Here is an 18,717-nt window from a genome sequence, read left to right as displayed (position 1 = left end):
CTGTTGCGCGTTGCCGGATTGAAGCGAAGGAATCAGGCCTTGAGCGGCGTGATTCAGCCAATATCACTTTTCAGTTCGGCAGACAACGGGGCTTCGGAGGGAAGAAAAGGCGGGCGCGTTTGCTGCGAAAATCGCATCAAAGCGCGCTGCCATGCGCGACTGCGGCCGGCGCGAAAACGCCGGCCGCAGAAGGGGAAGGGAAGCGTTACTGTTGCGGCTTGTTGGACAGCGCGAGGCGCAGCAGATCCGCGACGGTATTCACGGAGAGCTTCTCCATGATGTTCGCGCGATGCGCTTCGACCGTCTTGATGCTGATGCCGAGATCGTCGGCGATCTGCTTGTTGAGCCGCCCCGCGATGATGCGCTCGAGCACCTGATGCTCGCGCGCCGTCAGCTTGCCGAGGCGCTCGGCGGCGGCGCGCTGCTGCTGCACGCTCGTGCTCTCGCTGCGCGCCTTCTCCAGCATGCGCTCCACGAGCTTGCGCAGTTCGGCTTCGTCGAACGGCTTTTCGATGAAGTCCATCGCGCCTTTTTTCATGGTCGAGACGGCCATCGGCACGTCGCCGTGACCCGTCACGAAGATGATCGGCAGGAGCGAGTTCTCGGCGATGAGCTTTTCCTGCAATTCGAGACCCGTCATGCCGGCCATGCGCACGTCGAGAATCAGACAGGAGATCGCGCCGGAATGGCTGATCGGCAAATAGACGTCGAGGAACGATTCCGCGCTGGAGAAGCATTGAACCCGATAGCCGTTTGCTTCGAGCAGCCAGCGCAAGGAATCACGCACGGCTTCGTCATCGTCGACGACGAAGACGGTTTCCTGAGTGGTGACTGTGCTCATAGTTCTCCCGTAACTGTTTGTTGTCTCGTATGTTCGTCCTGCGCATCCGTGCCGCCTGAGCCCGAACCGCCTTCCACTTCGCCGATCGGCAGGCTGCAGTGGAAAGTCGCGCCGGTCACGTGCCCGTCCGCTTCGACGTTGTTGACCACCCAAAGGCGTCCGCGATGCGACTCGATGATCGAGCGGCAGATATTCAGACCCATGCCCATGCCGTCGGATTTCGTGCTGTAGAACGGCTCGAAGAGGCGTTCCGCGGTCGCTTCGTCCACGCCCGGACCCTGATCGACCACGCTGATGCAAACGAAGCCGCCGTCCATGCGCTGCACGACGACGCGTATCACCGGATCGACGGCGTTCGGCTTCGCATCATGCATGGCTTCCGCGGCATTTTTCAACAGGTTGACCAACACTTGTTCGATCAAAACCGGATCGACGTAGATCACCGGCATGCGCGAGCGGATTTCGGTGACCATGCGGATCTTGCGTTTGCGCGCCTCGATCTCCGCAAGACCGACCGCGTCCGCGACGATATCCGCGACGCGCGCGGCCTGGCGCTTCGGTTCCGAGCGTTTCACGAATTCGCGGATGCGCTTGATGATCATGCCCGCGCGCACGGCCTGCTGGGCGGTCTTTTCGAGCACGGGAAGGAGCGTCTCCTGCGTCATGCGGCCGGATTTGACCAGCGCGACGCAGCCCGAGCAGTAGTTGTTGATGGCGGCGAGCGGCTGATTCAGCTCGTGCGCGAGCGACGACGCCATTTCGCCCATCGTCATGAGACGGCTCGTGAACTGCAGCTTTTCTTCCTGCTGATGCGCGAGTTCCTGCGCCTGCTTGCGCTGCGTGATGTCGGTCGCGATCTGCATCTGCGCGAGATGGCCGTCCACCCACTGGATGTACTGGCGGCGCACTTCGAACCATTTCTGGATGCCTTCGACATAGACCTCCTGCGCGTCCGCCGAGCTTTCGGTAAGCGCGGTGGCGGGCAGGCCCGCGAAGGTATCGACCATGTCGATGTCGTCGGACGAGCTTTGCGAGCCGCCGTCGAACGCGGCGCCGGCGAGCTCCAGATGGCCGTCCGGGCGAATGCCGAACAGATGCCGGTAATAGCGGTTCGCGAAGAGCAGTTCGGCTTCGTCGGCGGCGAGCACGGACACGGCGGCGTCGAGGCTTTCGAGCACCGTGGTGAAGCGCTCGTGCGCGGCGGCGAGTTCCTCGCGCGCGCGCTTGGGCTCGGTGATGTCAGTCATCGACGACATCCAGCCGGTCTGACGCCCCGAGCTGTCGATGAGCGGCGAGACGTAGAGCCGCGCGTGGAAGAACGAGCCGTCCTTGCGGCGCACGCGCAGCTCGAATCCGGAAGAGGGCGCCTTGCCGCGCAAGGTCATGTCGAGCTGACGCTGCATCTCCGGGTACGCGTCGCGCGGCCAGTACGGGAACGGCGCATTCTTGCCGACGAGATCGCTTTCGTCCCAGCCCGTCATGCGGCAGAAGGCCGGATTCACGTGCGTGATGCGGCCGTGCATGTCGAGCACACGCATGCCGATCAGCACCGAGTTTTCCATCGCGCGGCGGAAAAACGCTTCAGCGTAGAGCGCCTGCTGCGCCTCGAAACGCTGGCGCGTATGCTTCCAGAGACTCCACAAGCTCCACAGTACGAAGCACGACAGGCCGGCGACGAGCCAGACGAGCGTGTTGTTGGTGAAGTTCGTGAGCTGCGGATACGAATACACGCGCACCGAAAGCCCCTGGCCGGGCGGGTCGAGCGGCAGGTCGTAGAACATGTCGCGCGGCAGGCGCGGGCGGCTCGAGGTGGTCGCGAGCTCGCGGTTGTTCAGATCGGTGATGGAGATCTTGTACTTCGCCGACAGTTCGCTCGGAATGTCGTGCTTGAGAATGCCTTCGATCGAGAACACCGCCGCGATCGAGCCGAGAAACTCGCGGTCGCGGAAAACGGGCGTCTGCAGCGTGATATAGCCGTTGCCGAGGTCGTCATAGAGCAACGGCGAGTAGACTTGGCGGCGAGTGGTGCGCGCTTCCTCGAAGGCGGCTTGCACGGCCTCGTCCATCTGCGTTTCGTTCGGCTTCGCGAGGCGCGATCCGAGCACGGGCAGCGGCGTATTGGGCCAGCGAGGCTTATGCTCGCTCGTGTACCAGTTCATGTAGAGGATCTCGGGATGCCCCTGCATGATGTCGGTGGAGGATGTCTGGAAGGTTTGCGGGTCGCCGTGACCGGTGGCGATGTCGCGCGCGAGCGCCTGAATCTGCTCCTGCGCGCCCGTCATCGACAGGCGTATTTGTTGCTGTGCCCACGCGACATTTCGGTACAGCGTGTCTTCCTGCTGCTGTTGCTCGCGCCGGTTCAGGCTCCAGAGGATGAGACTCATCACCACCAGAAATACGAGGATGGAAATAAGCGGCGTGAGTAAATAGGAGTTCGACCACCACGGTCCGTGGTGCCAGCGGGAGGGCGAGGCGTCGGTCGGCTTGCGCGCGGACCTCGCCGAGCGTTTGATCAGCCGTTCGGTCAACATGGAAGCGATTGTAACGCACCACCTGATTGTTAAATGGCGTAAAAAGACGGTAAAGAAGCCTCAACCGCCGGAAATGGAGGAGAAACATCTGAACAAAAAAGTCTTATCGGACGGTGCGTTGCAGCAATTTTTCGTATGGTGAGATGAACTCTCATGATTTGAAAAATTCCTTGCGTCATGATCTCGACCCTCTTTAGAATTGCCGGCACGCGGCCAGTGCCCGCCTTTCCGTGTCTTCGCGCGCGGGCGTGCGCCGGCGGTTTTCAGAGAGTGTTCCTCACATCAGGAGACGAGCATGTCCGCTGTACCCGACGAAGTTCTCAAATATGTCGCCAACGCCAAGGACGACGATCCCCAGGAAACCGCCGAGTGGCTGGACGCGCTCGACGGCGTGATTTCCGCGGTCGGTCCTGATCGCGCGCACTACCTGATCGAGAAACAAATCGAATTCGCTCGCGTGCACGGCGAGCACCTGCCGTTCTCGGCGAACACGCCGTACATCAACACGATTCCCGTCGCGTCGCAGTCGAAGATCCCCGGCGATCAGGACATCGAACACCGCATCCGCTCGTACACGCGCTGGAACGCCATCGCCATGGTGCTGCGCGCGGGCAAGGACACCAACGTCGGCGGGCATATCGCTTCGTTCGCATCGGCGGCCACGCTGTACGACGTCGGCTTCAACCACTTCTGGCACGCACCGTCGAAAGAGCACGGCGGCGACCTCGTGTTCGTGCAGGGCCACTCGTCGCCGGGCGTGTACTCGCGCGCGTTCCTGCTTGGCCGTCTGAACGAAAAGCAACTGAACAACTTCCGCCAGGAAGTGGGCGGCGAGGGCATCTCGTCGTATCCGCATCCGTGGCTGATGCCGGATTTCTGGCAATTCCCGACCGTCTCGATGGGCCTCGGCCCGATCATGGCCATCTATCAGGCGCGCTTCATGAAGTACATGCAGGCGCGCGGCATGGCCAAGACCGAGGGCCGCAAAGTCTGGGCGTTCCTGGGCGACGGCGAGACCGACGAGCCGGAATCGCTCGGCGCGATCGGCATGGCCGGCCGCGAGCGTCTGGACAACCTCGTGTTCGTCATCAACTGCAACCTGCAGCGCCTGGACGGCCCGGTGCGCGGCAACGGCAAGATCATCCAGGAACTGGAAAGCGAATTCCGCGGCGCGGGCTGGAATGTCATCAAGGTAATCTGGGGCAGCCGCTGGGACGCGCTCTTCGCACGCGACAAGTCCGGCGCGCTGATGCGCCGCATGATGGAAGTCGTCGACGGCGAATACCAGACGTACAAGTCGGAGTCGGGCGCGTTCGTGCGCGAACACTTCTTCAACACGCCGGAACTGAAGGCGCTGGTGTCCGACTGGTCCGATGACGACATCTGGAACCTGAACCGCGGCGGCCACGATCCGCACAAGATCTACGCGGCTTTCGACGCAGCGACCAAGACGAAGGGCGCGCCGACCGTCATCCTCGCCAAGACCATCAAGGGTTATGGCATGGGCGAGCACGGCCAGGCGATGAACATCACGCACCAGCAGAAGAAGCTGCCGATCGACACGCTGAAGAAATTCCGCGACCAGTTCCGTCTGCCGCTCACCGACGAACAGATCGCCGACGTGCCGTACCTCACGTTCGAGGAAGGCTCGAAAGAACTCGAGTACATGCGCCAGAAGCGCATGGACCTGGGCGGTTATCTGCCGACGCGCCGCGAGAAGGCGGAATCGCTGCCGGTGCCGGCGCTCGCCGCGTTCGAACCGCTGCTGAAGGGCACGGGCGAAGGCCGCGAAATCTCCACGACGATGGCGTTCGTGCGGATTCTCAACATCCTCCTGAAGGACAAGGCGCTCGGCAAGCGCGTCGTGCCGATCGTCCCGGACGAGTCGCGCACCTTCGGCATGGAAGGCCTGTTCCGCCAGATCGGCATCTGGAATCAGGAAGGCCAGAAGTACGTGCCGGAAGATTCCGATCAGCTCATGTTCTACAAGGAATCGACGACGGGTCAGATTCTGCAGGAAGGCATCAACGAAGCCGGTGGCATGTGTGACTGGATCGCGGCCGCGACGTCGTATTCGACGCACGGCGAGATCATGATCCCGTTCTACATCTTCTATTCGATGTTCGGCTTCCAGCGCATCGGCGATCTGGCGTGGGCCGCGGGCGACATGCGCTCGCGCGGCTTCCTGCTCGGCGGCACCGCGGGCCGCACGACGCTCAACGGCGAAGGCCTGCAGCACGAAGACGGCCACTCGCTCCTGTGGGCGGCGTCGATCCCGAACTGCGTGAGCTACGACCCGACGTTCGGCTACGAACTCGCGGTCATCATGCAGGACGGCCTGCGCCGCATGGTCGCGGATCAGGAAGACGTGTACTACTACATCACGGTGATGAACGAGAACTACGAGCATCCGGCGATCCCGCAAGGCGATGCCGTGGCTTCGGACATCATCAAGGGCATGTACTCGTTCCGCAAGTCCGACGCGCCCGCCAAGGCGCACGTCCAGCTCATGGGCGCGGGCACGATCTTCAACGAAGTGATCGCCGCCGCCCAGTTGCTGAAAGACGACTGGGGCGTGTCCGCCGATCTCTGGAGCGTGCCGAGCTTCACCGAGCTCGCGCGCGAAGGTCAGGCCGTCGAGCGTTACAACCTGCTGCATCCGACGGAAGAGAAGCGCGTGGCGCACGTCACGAAGCTGCTCACGGGCGCGAAGGGTCCGGTGATCGCATCGACGGACTACATCCGGGCGCTGACCGACCAGATCCGCGCGTTCGTGCCGCAGAAGTTCGTGGTGCTCGGCACCGACGGCTACGGCCGCTCGGATACGCGTGAAGCGCTGCGCCACTTCTTCGAAGTCGACCGCTACTGGGTGACGCTGGCCGCGTTGAACGCGCTGGCCGACGAAGGCACGATCGAGCGCAAGGTCGTCGCCGAGGCGATCAAGAAGTACAACCTCGACCCGTCCAAACCCAACCCGATGACCGTCTAAAGGCATCGCCCCCGTGCGTTGTGACGCGGCCTCTCTCCGAAGCGGAGGGAGGCCGCGTGCAGCCCAGGAGACACTAATAATGAGTCAAGCGATCGAAGTCAAAGTGCCGGACATCGGCGATTACAAGGACGTCCCCGTGATCGAAGTGCTGGTCAAGGTGGGCGATACCGTGGAGCCCGAGCAGTCGCTCGTCACGCTCGAATCCGATAAAGCCACGATGGACGTGCCGAGCTCGGCAGCGGGCGTCGTGAAGGAAATCAAGATCAAGGTGGGCGACAACGTGTCGGAAGGCACGCTGATCGTCGTGCTGGAAGGCGGCGCGTCCGCCGCCGCGCCGGCTCCGGCGGCTGCCCCCGCATCCGCGCCGGCCGCCGCGCCTGCGCCCGCGCCCGCCGCGGCGTCGGGCGGCGGTTCCGTCGACGTGAAAGTGCCGGACATCGGCGATTTCAAGGACATTCCGGTCATCGAGATCGCCGTGAAGGTGGGCGACAAGGTGGAGAAAGAACAGTCGCTCGTCACGCTCGAATCCGACAAGGCGACGATGGACGTCCCGAGCCCCGCCGCGGGCACGGTGAAGGAACTGAAGGTCAAGATCGGCGACACGGTCTCCGAAGGCACGCTGATTCTCGTGCTCGAAGGTGGCGCGGATAGCGCGGCGGCAGCGCCGTCGCCCGCTCCCGCTCCCGCCGCCGCGAAGGAAGTGCCGTCGGATGCGCCCGCGAAACCCGCGCCCGCGCCGAAGGAAGCACCGTCCGCGCTCGCGCAGGCGCCCGTGATGCCTGCCGGCGACGGCACGCGCACGTCGAGTCATGCATCGCCGTCGGTGCGCAAGTTCGCGCGCGAACTGGGCGTCGATGTGTCGCGCGTGCGCGGCACGGGGCCCAAGAACCGCATCACGCAAGGCGACATCACCGCGTTCGTGAAGGGCGTGATGTCCGGTCAGGGCGCGGCGCCTGCCGCTGCCGCTCCGGCTGGCGGTGGCGGCGGCGAGCTGGGCCTGCTGCCGTGGCCGAAGATCGACTTCACGAAGTTCGGTCCGGTCGATCCGAAGCCGCTCTCGCGCATCAAGAAGATCTCGGGTGCGAACCTGCATCGCAACTGGGTGATGATCCCGCACGTCACGAACAACGACGAAGCCGACATCACCGAGCTCGAAGAACTGCGCGTGAAGCTCAACAAGGAGCACGAGAAAGCGGGCGTGAAGTTCACGATGCTCGCGTTCGTCATCAAGGCCGTGGTTTCGGCGCTCAAGAAGTTCCCGGACTTCAACGCGAGCCTGGACGGCGACAACCTCGTCTTCAAGCAGTACTACCACATCGGTTTCGCGGCCGATACGCCGAACGGTCTCGTCGTTCCGGTGATCCGCGACGCCGACAAGAAGGGCCTCGTCGATATCGCCAAGGAGATGGCGGACCTGTCGAAGCTCGCGCGCGATGGCAAGCTCAAGCCCGATCAGATGCAGGGCGGCTGCTTCTCGATCTCGTCGCTGGGCGGCATCGGCGGGACGCACTTCACGCCGATCATCAACGCGCCCGAAGTCGCGATCCTCGGGCTGTCGCGCGGCTATCAGAAGCCGGTGTGGGACGGCAAGCAGTTCGTGCCGCGCCTCACGCTGCCCATGTCGCTGTCGTACGACCATCGCGTCATCGACGGTGCGGCCGCCGCGCGCTTCAACGCGTATCTGTCGGCGATTCTGGCGGATTTCCGTCGCGTCATTCTCTGATCGTCTGATCTGGCCGACGGCGGAACCTCGGGCGTGTGCCTGAGGTTCCATCCGCACATCTCTTAGGGGACAACATGAGTCTCGTCGAACTAAAAGTACCCGACATCGGCGACTTCTCCGATGTCGATGTCATCGAAGTCAATATCAAGCCCGGCGACGCCATTGAAAAGGAACAGGGCGTCATCACGCTCGAAACCGACAAGGCCACGATGGAAGTGCCCGCCGATGTCGCGGGCACGATCAAGGAAGTGAAGGTCAAGCAGGGCGACAAGGTGTCGCAAGGCTCGGTCATCGCGATGATCGAAACGGAAGGCGCGGCTGCCGCGGCCGCGCCGGCCGCTGCGCCCGCACCGGCTGCGGCTGCTCCGGCGCCGGCGCCGGCTTCGGGCGGCGGCGTGCAGGACGTGAAGGTGCCGGACATCGGCGACTTCAAGGACATTCCGGTCATCGAAATTCACGTGAAGCCGGGCGATACGGTCGAGAAGGAGCAGTCGCTCATCACGCTCGAATCCGACAAGGCGACGATGGACGTGCCGTCGCCCGCCGCGGGCACGGTGAAGGAAGTGAAGGTCAAGGTGGGCGACAACGTGTCGGAAGGCACGCTGGTGCTGACGCTCGAAGGCGGTGCGGTTGCCGCCGCGCCTCAGAAGGCGGCTCCGGCTCCGGCGCCGGCCGCAGCCCCGACGCCCGCACCGCAGGCCGGCAGCTATTCCGGCTCGGCGGATGTCGAATGCGACATGCTCGTGCTCGGCGCGGGCCCCGGCGGTTATTCGGCGGCGTTCCGCGCAGCCGATCTCGGCATGAAGACCGTGCTCGTCGAACGTTACTCGACGCTCGGCGGCGTGTGCCTGAACGTCGGCTGCATTCCGTCGAAGGCGCTCTTGCACACCGCGCTCGTGATGGATGAAACGAAGGAGCTGGCCGCGCACGGCATCAGCTTCGGCGAGCCGAAGATCGATCTCGACAAGCTGCGCGGCTTCAAGGAAGGCGTCGTCAAGAAGCTGACCGGCGGTCTCGCGGGCATGGCGAAGGCGCGCAAGGTGACGGTCGTGACGGGCGTCGGCAATTTCGTCGATCCGAATCACATGGAAGTGCAGGGGCCGGACGGCAAGAAGGTCGTCAAGTTCAAGCAGGCGATCATCGCGGCCGGTTCGCAAGCCGTGAAGTTGCCGTTTTTCCCGGACGATCCGCGTGTCGTCGATTCGACCGGCGCGCTCGAACTGCGTCAGATTCCGAAGCGCATGCTGGTGGTGGGCGGCGGCATTATCGGCCTGGAAATGGCGACGGTGTATTCGACGCTCGGCTCGGACATCGATGTCGTCGAAATGCTCGACGGCCTGATGCTCGGCGCGGACCGCGATCTCGTGAAGGTCTGGGAGAAGTTCAACAGCAAGCGTTTCACCAACGTCATGCTGAAGACCAAGACGACCAAGGCCGAAGCGAAGGAAGACGGCATCTACGTGACCTTCGAAGGCGAGAAGGCGCCGGCCGAACCGCAGCGTTACGACCTCGTGCTGCTCGCGGTCGGCCGCAGCCCGAACGGCGGCAAGATCGGCGCGGACAAGGCGGGCGTCGCGGTGACGGATCGCGGCTTCATCGACGTCGACAAGCAGATGCGCACCAACGTGCCGCACATCTTTGCGATCGGCGATCTCGTCGGCCAGCCGATGCTCGCGCACAAGGCCGTGCACGAAGGTCACGTCGCGGCGGAAGCGGCGCACGGCGAGAAGGCGTATTTCGATGCGCTGCAGATTCCGTCCGTCGCTTATACGGACCCGGAAGTGGCGTGGGCGGGCAAGACGGAAGATCAGTGCAAGGCCGAAGGCATCAAGTTCGGCAAGGCCGTGTTCCCGTGGGCCGCATCGGGCCGCGCGATCGCCAATGGCCGCGACGAAGGTTTCACCAAGCTCATTTTCGATGAGGAAACGCATCGCGTGATCGGCGGCGGCATCGTCGGTCTGAATGCGGGCGATCTGATCAGCGAAGTGTGCCTCGCGATCGAAATGGGCGCGGATGCGACCGACATCGGCAAGACGATCCACCCGCACCCGACGCTCGGCGAATCGGTCGGCATGGCGGCGGAACTGTACGAAGGCGTGTGCACGGACTTGCCGCCGCAGCGCAAGAAGTAAGCTCCGGCGCTGAAGGTTGAAGCGCAAAAGGCGCGCTCCGGAAACGGGGCGCGCCTTTTTTCATGCGCGAGCGGCAAACGGCAGACGACAAAAAACCCGGCGCGATGGCCGGGTTTTTCGTGATGCGTGCTGCACTACGCCGGGCAGAACCCGGCAGCAAACTTAGGCAACCGACTTCTTCGCGACGCGCGAAGCTTGTTCCGTCGCTTGCGTAGCAGCCTTCGTCGCAGCCGTGGCAGCGGCGTTGAAGTTGCTTTCAGCGATTTCGACAGCTTGCTTCGTTGCCTTGTGAACCGTTTCGTACGTCGTGTTGGCGGCGGTGATGGCCGACTTCATCACGGCGACAGCGGTTTCCGAACCGGCCGGTGCGTTCTTGGCGACGTTGTCGACGAGCGTTTGCACCTTGCGGTTCTGCTCTTCGTACTGCGCTTCCGCGACGCGGGCGAATTCGGCTTGCGTGGCCGATGCGATTTCATACAGGTGACGGCCGTACGACAGCACTTTTTCCGCGACCGGCTGGGTCAGGCTGGCTTGCAGCGCGAGCAGTTCTTGCGCGTCCTTCACCGACAGCGCGCGCTGTGCGTTTTCCTGGCTTTCGGCCAGCGTGGACTTCACGACTTGCAGGTTCAGTTCGACGAGCTTTTCAACGCCTTCGAATGCCTTGTTCGTGAGGCCGAACAGCGTGTCGAAGTTGGCTTTCTGTGCAGCGGCGATTTGCTCGGGGGTCAACAGCGTCATCTCAGGCTCCTGATGGCCGACCCATCAAAGCGCGGGTCGTGGTTTGGTAGATCCGGCTCGGCGAACCTGCCGGTTAGTGCAACTGCGATTGGTGCGTCGCAACATGAAGCCCATTTTAGAGATATTCCGTTGGATGTCAAGCACTTTTTGTGCGTCGCACCATCGGAGAAAATCGTTGTTAAACAAGAGCTTACTTTGTGGGGAAGGAGAGAAATGCGTGCGGGGAAACCCCTAGCTGCCTACACCTGGACGGGGCCGCAAGACACGGTGTTCTCCCTCGCATGCTCCGATGAAAGCACGGCTGCATGAACTCTTGATGTTGCCCTTGCCGCGATGCAAAAGGAGGTTTCTCATGCATGTCTTATTTTTAAGACGCCGCCGTACACCAAATTGTTGAAGAAACGTTAACATTTCGGCTGCCCAAACTGCCGCAAGCGGTGCGGGCCGTGGCTGCACCCCATTCCCTCGATCGAAAATCTGCGTTTTGTCCGACCTGATTCACCGGTTCGACTAAAGTCGTGGAAAGTTTTGCCGATAGTGCGTGTGTCGTCGGGCAGAAAAGGGCACTGTCGGCAGCACGGTTTCGCCGCGTCGATCGTTTCTTCCGATCGCGGCGCGTGGTCGATCGGCAATAAGCAATCACGGCTTACAACTCGGTTTAACGAGTGCCCATAAGTACTTAATATTGCTTAAATTTCGTAGCTTCACTACACTTGGCGGTACTCTCCAGCCGCCCAACAGAACACTAATGAAAACCGAAATGTTTTCGTCGTTGAAGATGGTGCACGGCGTGGCGATGCGCTCCGCATTGTCCCTCGCCGTCTCCATCGCAGTCGCGACGTCCTTCGCAGCGGTTCCGGCTGAAGCCCTCGCGAAGACCACTACCACCGCAACCAAGACAGCAAAGAAGCCCGTCAAAGCTGAAAAACCGGCGCGCGTGGCGAAGACCACGCTCCGGGCGCCGAAGCCGGCGAAGGCCGCGAAAGTCGCCGCCGCCGATGACGACGACGACGCGCCCCGCGCGTCGAAGAAGCGCCGCGTCGCCTATCGCATGGAGCCGCACGCGCGCCGCGCCGCGGTGCACGCGGTGGCATTCCAGCCGCGCGCGACGTCGGTCGGCCAGGCGTTCGGGCTGCATGACACGCCCGACAGCCTCGCGCTGCGTTCGAGCGTCGCCTATGTCGTCGATCAGAACACGTCCGAGACGCTCTTCGACAAGAACTCGCGCGCCGTCGTGCCCATCGCGTCGATCACCAAGCTGATGACGGCCATGGTCGTGCTCGACTCGCACATGCCGCTCACCGACGAGCTCGCCGTCACCGACGAAGATCGCGATTACGAGAAGTTCACCGGCTCGCGCCTCGCGGTCGGCTCGGCGCTCAATCGCGAAGACATGCTGCATATCGCGCTGATGGCCTCCGAGAATCGCGCGGCCGCGGCGCTGTCGCGCTATTACCCCGGCGGCCGTCCGGGCTTCATCGCCGCGATGAACGCGAAGGCGAAGTCGCTCGGCATGACCGATACGCACTTCGAGAATTCCACGGGTCTCACGAGCCAGAACGTGTCGAGCGCGCGCGATCTCGTGAAGATGGTGAATGCCGCGTACCAGTATCCGCTGATCCGCAAGTTCTCGACCGACCGCAGCTACGAGGTGTTCACGGGCAAGCGCAATCTCGCGTACAACAGCACGAACGCGCTGATTCGCAATGCATCGTGGGATATCGGTCTGCAGAAGACGGGTTTCATCAACGAAGCGGGCGAGTGCCTCGTGATGCAGGCGAACGTGAACGGCCGCCAGGTCGTGATGGTGCTGCTCGACTCGTACGGCAAGTATTCGCGCTTCGCCGATGCGGGCCGTCTGCGCTCGTATCTCGACACGCTCGGCGAGCCGCACATCATGAGCGCCGACATGGGCAGCGGCGCAAACCCTTAAGCGCGCTTCTTCGCTTCACGGACGCAAAAGCAAAACGGGATTCGTCGAAAGACGAATCCCGTTTTTTCATGCGCCGCGCGGATTTAGCGATGCGCGTGTTGAGCCTGCTGCGCTTCCATGGCGGCCTCTTCCGGGCGATAGCCCAGTTGCCGCGAGATTTCGAGCGCGGTATGGCTCAGTTGCTTGAGCCACGCGTCCTGCAGACGATCGGCCGGCGCGGACAGCGACAGGCCCGCGACGAGCCGCCCGGTGTCGTCATAAATGCCGGCCGCGATGCAGCGCACGCCGAGCTCCAGCTCTTCGTTGTCGCGCGCGCACGCTTGCTGGCGCACGTGCGAGAGCTCGCGTTCGAGTTTGGTGAGATCGGTGATGCTGTTCTGCGTGTGGCCCGACAAACCGGTGCGCATCGCGTAGGCGCGCACGCGCGACGCTTCGTCGGCGGCGAGAAAGAGCTTGCCGACCGAAGTCAGATGCAAGGGCGCCCGGCCGCCGATCGCGCGCACGACCTGCATGCCCGAGCGCTCGGAATACGCGCGCTCGATATACACGATCTCGTCGCCCTGACGGACGGACAGATTGACCGTTTGCCCGGTTTGCCGATGTAGCTCGCGCATCGGCGGCATGGCGGCTTCGCGCACCGAAAGACGCGCTTTCACCAGATTGCCGAGTTCCAGCAAGCGCATGCCGAGCCGGTACGTGCCGGGATCGGAACGGTCGACGAGCCGGCACAGCACCATGTCGTTCAGGATGCGGTGCGCGGTGGACGGGTGCAGGTCGGTGCTCTGCGACAGCTCTTTCAGGCTGACGGGATCAGTGTGGTCGGCGAGGGCGTCGAGAAGACGCATCATGCGCTCGATCACCTGAATGGAGGTTTTGGATTCCGGGTTCGTATCGCTCATCGTAAAAAATCGGTTGATGCGTCAAACAGCGGAACCGCAATTGTATCTCATAATGTGAAAAAAGCGAACGCTGTTGGGGAACATCGATCGTCCCGAATACGCGCGGGCCGCCGCGAACGCCGTCGCGCGGGACTTTCGCGGATAATCGGCGTGCGTTCACATCACTTCTACAAAACAGGAAACGCCCCAATGCGAGTCGGACTTTTCGTCACGTGTCTCATCGACATGATGCGTCCTGAAATCGGCTTCTCGGTCATCAAGCTGATCGAGCGCGCGGGTTTCGAGGTCGTCGTGCCGCCGTCCCAGACGTGCTGCGGCCAGCCGGCCTACAACTCCGGCGACCGGCCGCTCGCGCGCGACCTCGCCGAGAAAACGCTGCGCGAATTCGAGCAGTTCGATTACGTGGTCGTGCCGTCGGGTTCGTGCGGCGGCATGATCCGCGCGCATTACGGCGATCTTTTTCGCGACGATCCCGAACTGATGAACCGCTTCGCGCGCCTGCAGCCGCGCGTTTTCGAGCTCACCGATTTTCTCGTGACCGTTGCGAAGGCGCGCATGGAGCCGGGCGCGTTCGACAGCATGGTCACGTATCACGATTCCTGCTCGGGCCTGCGCGAACTCGGCGTGAAGTCGCAGCCGCGCGAACTGCTCGCGCAAGCGGGCGTGCCGCTGACCGAGATGAGCGGCTGCGAACACTGCTGCGGCTTTGGCGGCACGTTCGCGGTGAAGTACGGCGACATCTCGACCGCGATCGTCGATGAGAAATGCGCGAACATCAAGGCAAGCGGCGCGGATGCCGTCGTGCTCGGCGATCTCGGCTGCATGCTGAACATCGAAGGACGCCTGCGCAGAACCGGAGACACGAGCACCCGCGTGCTGCATATCGCGCAAGTGCTCGCGGGCGACGTGACCCGCAACGCCTGAAGGAGCGACCCATGCAAGTCCAGACGATGCACTTCAAGGCGCGCGCTTCATCGAAACTCGCCGACGAGCGCTTGCAGCAGAATCTCACCAAGCTCTCGACCAAGTTCGTAAGCGCGCGGGCGAGCGCGGTGCGCGACATCGATTTCGAGGCGACCCGCGCCGCGCTGAAGGAGCGCCGCAATCGCGCGCTCGAGAATCTCGACGTATGGCTCGAAACCTTCGAGCGCGAAGCGACGCGGCGCGGAGCGACGGTGCTCTATGCCGAATCGACGCAGGACGCGGCGAAGCTCGTCGCCGAAATTGCCCGCAAGCACGACGTGAAGAAGGTCATCAAGACCAAGTCGATGGTCTCGGAAGAGATGCAGTTGAACCGCGTGCTCGGCGAGATGGGCGTGCAGTCGATCGAAACCGATCTCGGCGAATACATCCTGCAGATCAACGACAACGAGCCGCCGAGCCATATCATCGCGCCGGTCGTGCATAAGGATAAGGAACAGATCGCCGATCTCTTCGCGAAGACGCACAACAAGCCGCGTCTCACCGACATTCCCGAGATGACGCGCGAGGCGCGCGAGGTGTTGCGTCCGCATTTCATGTCGGCGGACATGGGCGTGACGGGTGGCAACTTCGTGATCGCCGAGACGGGGTCGGTGGCCGTCGTGACGAACGAGGGCAATGAAGGCATGTGCACGGTGATGCCGCGCGTGCATGTCGCGGTGACGGGCATCGAAAAGGTATTGCCGACGCTCGAAGATCTCGCCACCGCGATGCGCCTCTTGCCGCGCTCCGCGACCGGGCAGACCGTCTCGAACTATTTTTCGCTGCTGACCGGCCCGCGCGCGGCGGGCGAAACGGACGGGCCGGAGCACATGTATTTCGTGCTCGTCGATGGCGGGCGGACCGGGCTTATTGGCGGCGAGTTTCAGGAAATGTTGCGCTGCATCCGCTGCGGCGCGTGCATGAACCATTGCCCGGTTTATCAGAAGATCGGCGGCCATGCGTACGGCTGGGTGTATCCCGGACCGATGGGCTCAGTGCTCACGCCGGCGTATGTCGGCATCGACCGCGCGCTCGATCTGCCGCAAGCTGCAACGCTCTGTGGCGAATGCAATAGCGTTTGTCCGGTCGGCATTCCGCTGTCGGATCTGTTACGAAAGTTACGCGAAAAACAGATGGAGCGGCGGCTGCGGCCGTGGAACGAACGCGCGGCGCTCGCGGCGTGGGGCTATCTCGCGAAACGCCCGGCGGCGTATGCGCTCTTCACAAAGCTCGCGGTGCGTGTGCTCGAACGCATGGGCGGCAACCGGAAGACGATCTCGCGCCTGCCGTTCGGCGCAGGATGGACCGGCACGCGCGACATGCCCGCGCCGGTCGGGCGCACGTTCCGGGAGTTGTACAAGGCGCAGCATTCGCATCTGGGCTGACGGCCGCGTCCATGACGAGAAACGGCGCTGGAACGCAAGTTCCAGCGCCGTTTTTCATTGGGCGAATGAAGCGAAGCGGCTCAGTTTCCGACCGGCCCGGTATGCCACTTGTTATTGCCGCCGCCGTAGCTGCTGCCGCGATTGCCGCCCTGGTTGTTGCCGCCCGGATTGGAAGGCGGCGGGGCGGCGGCTGCCGGAGGCCGCATCGGCGGACCGCCCACGGCTTTAGGCAGCGGCGCGCCGCCGCCCGCCTGCGGAGGCGGACCGCCGGACGGACGTCCGCCTCCGGCTTGCGGCGGCGGGCCGCCATGGCCGCCGCCATTGGACGGCCGATTGTTCCATCCCCCTTGAGGCGGCGGACGCCGCCAGCCGGGACCGTCGTCCCAATAGCGGCGTGGCCCGGGACCATAGTAGGGGCCAGGACCGTAGTACGGACCCGGACCGTTGTAATACCCGCCGCCGATGACGACGCCCGATTGCACCGGCGGCGCGCCGTAATAGCCATAGCCGGGATCGTCATACACGGCGGCCGGATAACCGCCGCCGTAGACCGACCCGTCCGGATACGCGGCGCAACCGCCGAGCAGCGCGGCGGACGAGGCAAGCAAGAGACCAGCAACAGGACCAGCAACAGCGGATTTCATGATTTCGAAAGGGTTCGTTGACCAACTATTCCCATGAGACACCACGTAGGCCGCGTTGTCCCGACAACTTTGTAAGCCTTTATGACGACGTCGCGCCAGTCCGCATCGACGCTTGTTGTCGCTTGCGCAACAAACCTTTGCTTTTCAATGGCTTTTTAAGATTGGGGCGATTGCGTAACATTCGAAGCGTCCGTCAGTGGGTCTTCGTCCACTGCGACTATCGAACCAAGGCAGTCCCATGAAAAAGACTATATCGACCTACTGGCCCGTCGCCATCCTGCTTCCTGTCGCTTTGACGTTCTGCATGCATGCGGGCGAGGGCGGCAGCGCGACGTTGCGGCACGAGCAAACTGGCGTCGCTGTCGTGAGCGCGGAACTGGCGCGCGCGATTTCGCTCGGTTTCGTCGAAGACGATGCCGTTACGCCGGAAGCGCTTCCCGCGCAAAAGACGCTCTGACGCGCCCGAAGCAGGGCACAAAAAAATGGCGCCCGCCGGGGCGCCATTTTTGTTTCCGCGGAAGACCGCGGAGGCTTACTTCAGAACGGCCGCGACGGCGTTCGCCACGACGTCGAGGTTGCGCGTGTTGAGCGCGGCCACGCAGATGCGGCCGGTGCTCACGGCGTAAATCCCGAACTCATCGCGCAGACGATCGACTTGCGCCGCGGTCAGGCCCGAGTACGAGAACATGCCGCGCTGCTTGCTGACGAACGAAAAATCACGATCGACGCCGCTCGCCTTCAGGCGCTCGACCAGACCGTTGCGCATCGCGCGGATGCGATCGCGCATTGCGCCGAGTTCCTGTTCCCACGTCGCGCGCAGTTCCGGCGAAGCCAGCACCGCCGCGACGATCGAGCCGCCGTGCGTCGGCGGGTTCGAGTAGTTCGTGCGGATCACGCGCTTCAGTTGCGACAGCACGCGCGCCGATTCTTCCTTGCTCGTGGTGATGATCGACAGCGCGCCGACGCGCTCGCCGTACAGCGAGAACGACTTCGAGAACGACGACGAGACGAACACGTTCAGCTCGGCAGCGGCGAACAGACGCACGGCGGCCGAATCCGCATCGATGTTTTCCGCGAAACCCTGATACGCCATGTCGAGGAACGGCACGAGATTCTTCGCCTTCACGACTTCGACGATCTGCTTCCACTGGTCGTCCGACAGATCGACGCCGGTCGGGTTGTGGCAGCACGCGTGCAGCACGACGATCGTGCCTGCCGCGTAGCCGTTGAGGGCCGCGAGCATGCCGTCGAAATTCACGCCGTGCGTGGCGGCGTCGTAGTACGGGTAGTTGACCACGTCGAAACCGGCGCTTTCGAACAGCGCGCGGTGGTTTTCCCAGCTCGGATCGCTGATCGCGACGATCGCGTTCGGATTCAAGCGCTTGAGGAAATCAGCGCCGATCTTGAGCGCGCCCGTGCCGCCGAGCGCCTGCGCCGTCACGACGCGGCCCGCGGCGATGAGCGGCGAGCTCTCGCCGAGCAGCAGCTTTTGCACGGCGTTGTCATAGGCGGCGATGCCGTCGATCGGCAGATAACCGCGCGGCAGCGCGGCGTCGACGCGCGCCTTCTCGGCTTCGCGCACGGCGCGCAACAGCGGAATCTTGCCTTCCTCGTTGGTGTACACGCCGACGCCCAGATTGACTTTGGTCGTGCGCGTATCGGCGTTGAAGGCTTCGTTCAGGCCCAGGATCGGGTCGCGGGGAGCGAGTTCGACGGCAGAGAAAAGAGACATGATCTATCGGCAGTGAGAAAAAGACGGTGCGGCAGGATTGCGCTCGCGAACGGCAAAAGGCGGCGCGCGCGAGGCGGAGCATGCGTGAGCGGCGTCTTCGGCGGTTTCGATGCGTGTTGCACGCCCGCCGTCGGGCCCAGCCGTCCATTGTAGCGAATCCGCACGGGCTTTTTCGCCGCAGCCAGCCTGCGACGCGGGTTTTTCGCG

At 63.3% G+C, this 18,717-nt stretch carries 14 protein-coding genes; 8 read left to right on the top strand and 6 right to left on the bottom strand.

Going from position 1 to position 18,717, the window contains the following annotated elements:
* Window positions 1-205: 205 nt before the first annotated feature.
* Complete coding sequence (fixJ, locus tag LY284_RS07450) at window positions 206-841, bottom strand: oxygen response regulator transcription factor FixJ (protein WP_014190971.1); 636 nt, start codon at window positions 839-841, stop codon at window positions 206-208.
* Complete coding sequence (gene fixL / locus LY284_RS07445) at window positions 838-3,372, bottom strand: oxygen sensor histidine kinase FixL (RefSeq protein ID WP_041730259.1); 2,535 nt, start codon at window positions 3,370-3,372, stop codon at window positions 838-840. The genes fixJ and fixL overlap by 4 nt, the downstream gene beginning before the upstream one ends.
* On the opposite strand from fixL, the gene LY284_RS07440 reads away from it, so the two are divergent.
* From LY284_RS07440 to lpdA, 4 genes are all read left to right on the top strand, one after another.
* Window positions 3,326-3,514: a hypothetical protein gene (locus tag LY284_RS07440; RefSeq protein WP_175582453.1), complete on the top strand. Its 189-nt coding sequence runs from the start codon at window positions 3,326-3,328 to the stop codon at window positions 3,512-3,514. The two genes, fixL and LY284_RS07440, sit on opposite strands and share 47 nt — an antisense overlap.
* A 153-nt stretch (window positions 3,515-3,667) precedes the next feature.
* A complete protein-coding gene (aceE, locus tag LY284_RS07435; protein ID WP_014190973.1) occupies window positions 3,668-6,361 on the top strand; it encodes a pyruvate dehydrogenase (acetyl-transferring), homodimeric type in 2,694 nt (897 codons plus the stop codon).
* 79 nt (window positions 6,362-6,440) lie between these two features.
* The gene (aceF, locus tag LY284_RS07430) at window positions 6,441-8,084 is read left to right on the top strand and encodes a dihydrolipoyllysine-residue acetyltransferase (protein WP_014190974.1); all 1,644 of its coding nucleotides are present in this window, start codon (window positions 6,441-6,443) and stop codon (window positions 8,082-8,084) included.
* A gap of 74 nt (window positions 8,085-8,158) precedes the next feature.
* A complete protein-coding gene (gene lpdA, locus LY284_RS07425) occupies window positions 8,159-10,216 on the top strand; it encodes a dihydrolipoyl dehydrogenase (protein WP_014190975.1) in 2,058 nt (685 codons plus the stop codon).
* A gap of 162 nt (window positions 10,217-10,378) precedes the next feature.
* Here the strand turns inward: lpdA and LY284_RS07420 are convergent, their stop codons facing one another.
* On the bottom strand, window positions 10,379-10,954 hold the full coding sequence (locus LY284_RS07420) for a phasin family protein (RefSeq protein WP_014190976.1): 576 nt from the start codon (window positions 10,952-10,954) through the stop codon (window positions 10,379-10,381).
* 748 nt (window positions 10,955-11,702) lie between these two features.
* Here LY284_RS07420 and pbpG point away from each other — a divergent pair.
* Window positions 11,703-12,887: a D-alanyl-D-alanine endopeptidase gene (gene pbpG, locus LY284_RS07415; protein WP_014190977.1), complete on the top strand. Its 1,185-nt coding sequence runs from the start codon at window positions 11,703-11,705 to the stop codon at window positions 12,885-12,887.
* Between the two features lie 83 nt (window positions 12,888-12,970).
* Here pbpG and LY284_RS07410 read toward each other — a convergent pair whose 3' ends face one another.
* Window positions 12,971-13,786 (bottom strand): IclR family transcriptional regulator, encoded by an 816-nt coding sequence (locus tag LY284_RS07410; protein ID WP_014190978.1) that lies wholly within the window; start codon window positions 13,784-13,786, stop codon window positions 12,971-12,973.
* A 189-nt stretch (window positions 13,787-13,975) separates the two neighbouring features.
* On the opposite strand from LY284_RS07410, the gene LY284_RS07405 reads away from it, so the two are divergent.
* On the top strand, window positions 13,976-14,710 hold the full coding sequence (locus tag LY284_RS07405) for a (Fe-S)-binding protein (RefSeq protein WP_014190979.1): 735 nt from the start codon (window positions 13,976-13,978) through the stop codon (window positions 14,708-14,710).
* A gap of 11 nt (window positions 14,711-14,721) precedes the next feature.
* Window positions 14,722-16,134, top strand: coding sequence for a LutB/LldF family L-lactate oxidation iron-sulfur protein (locus tag LY284_RS07400; protein ID WP_233385444.1), 1,413 nt, complete (start codon window positions 14,722-14,724; stop codon window positions 16,132-16,134).
* 80 nt (window positions 16,135-16,214) lie between these two features.
* Here the strand turns inward: LY284_RS07400 and LY284_RS07395 are convergent, their stop codons facing one another.
* Entirely contained in the window at window positions 16,215-16,778 is a 564-nt protein-coding gene (locus tag LY284_RS07395; RefSeq protein WP_014190981.1) for a hypothetical protein, read from the bottom strand.
* 238 nt (window positions 16,779-17,016) lie between these two features.
* Here LY284_RS07395 and LY284_RS07390 point away from each other — a divergent pair, with 238 nt between their 5' ends.
* Window positions 17,017-17,235, top strand: a complete 219-nt coding sequence (locus LY284_RS07390; RefSeq protein ID WP_041730261.1) for a hypothetical protein — start codon at window positions 17,017-17,019, stop codon at window positions 17,233-17,235.
* 75 nt (window positions 17,236-17,310) lie between these two features.
* On the opposite strand, the gene LY284_RS07385 is transcribed toward LY284_RS07390, so the two are convergent.
* On the bottom strand, window positions 17,311-18,510 hold the full coding sequence (locus LY284_RS07385; protein WP_014190982.1) for an amino acid aminotransferase: 1,200 nt from the start codon (window positions 18,508-18,510) through the stop codon (window positions 17,311-17,313).
* Window positions 18,511-18,717: the final 207 nt, after the last annotated feature.

The organism is Caballeronia sp. PC1 (assembly GCF_021353155.1).
GTDB classification, from domain to species: Bacteria; Pseudomonadota; Gammaproteobacteria; order Burkholderiales; family Burkholderiaceae; genus Caballeronia; species Caballeronia cordobensis.
The sequence above is the reverse complement of the archived record's forward strand: the minus strand, read 5'-3'. Positions and strand labels throughout refer to the sequence as shown.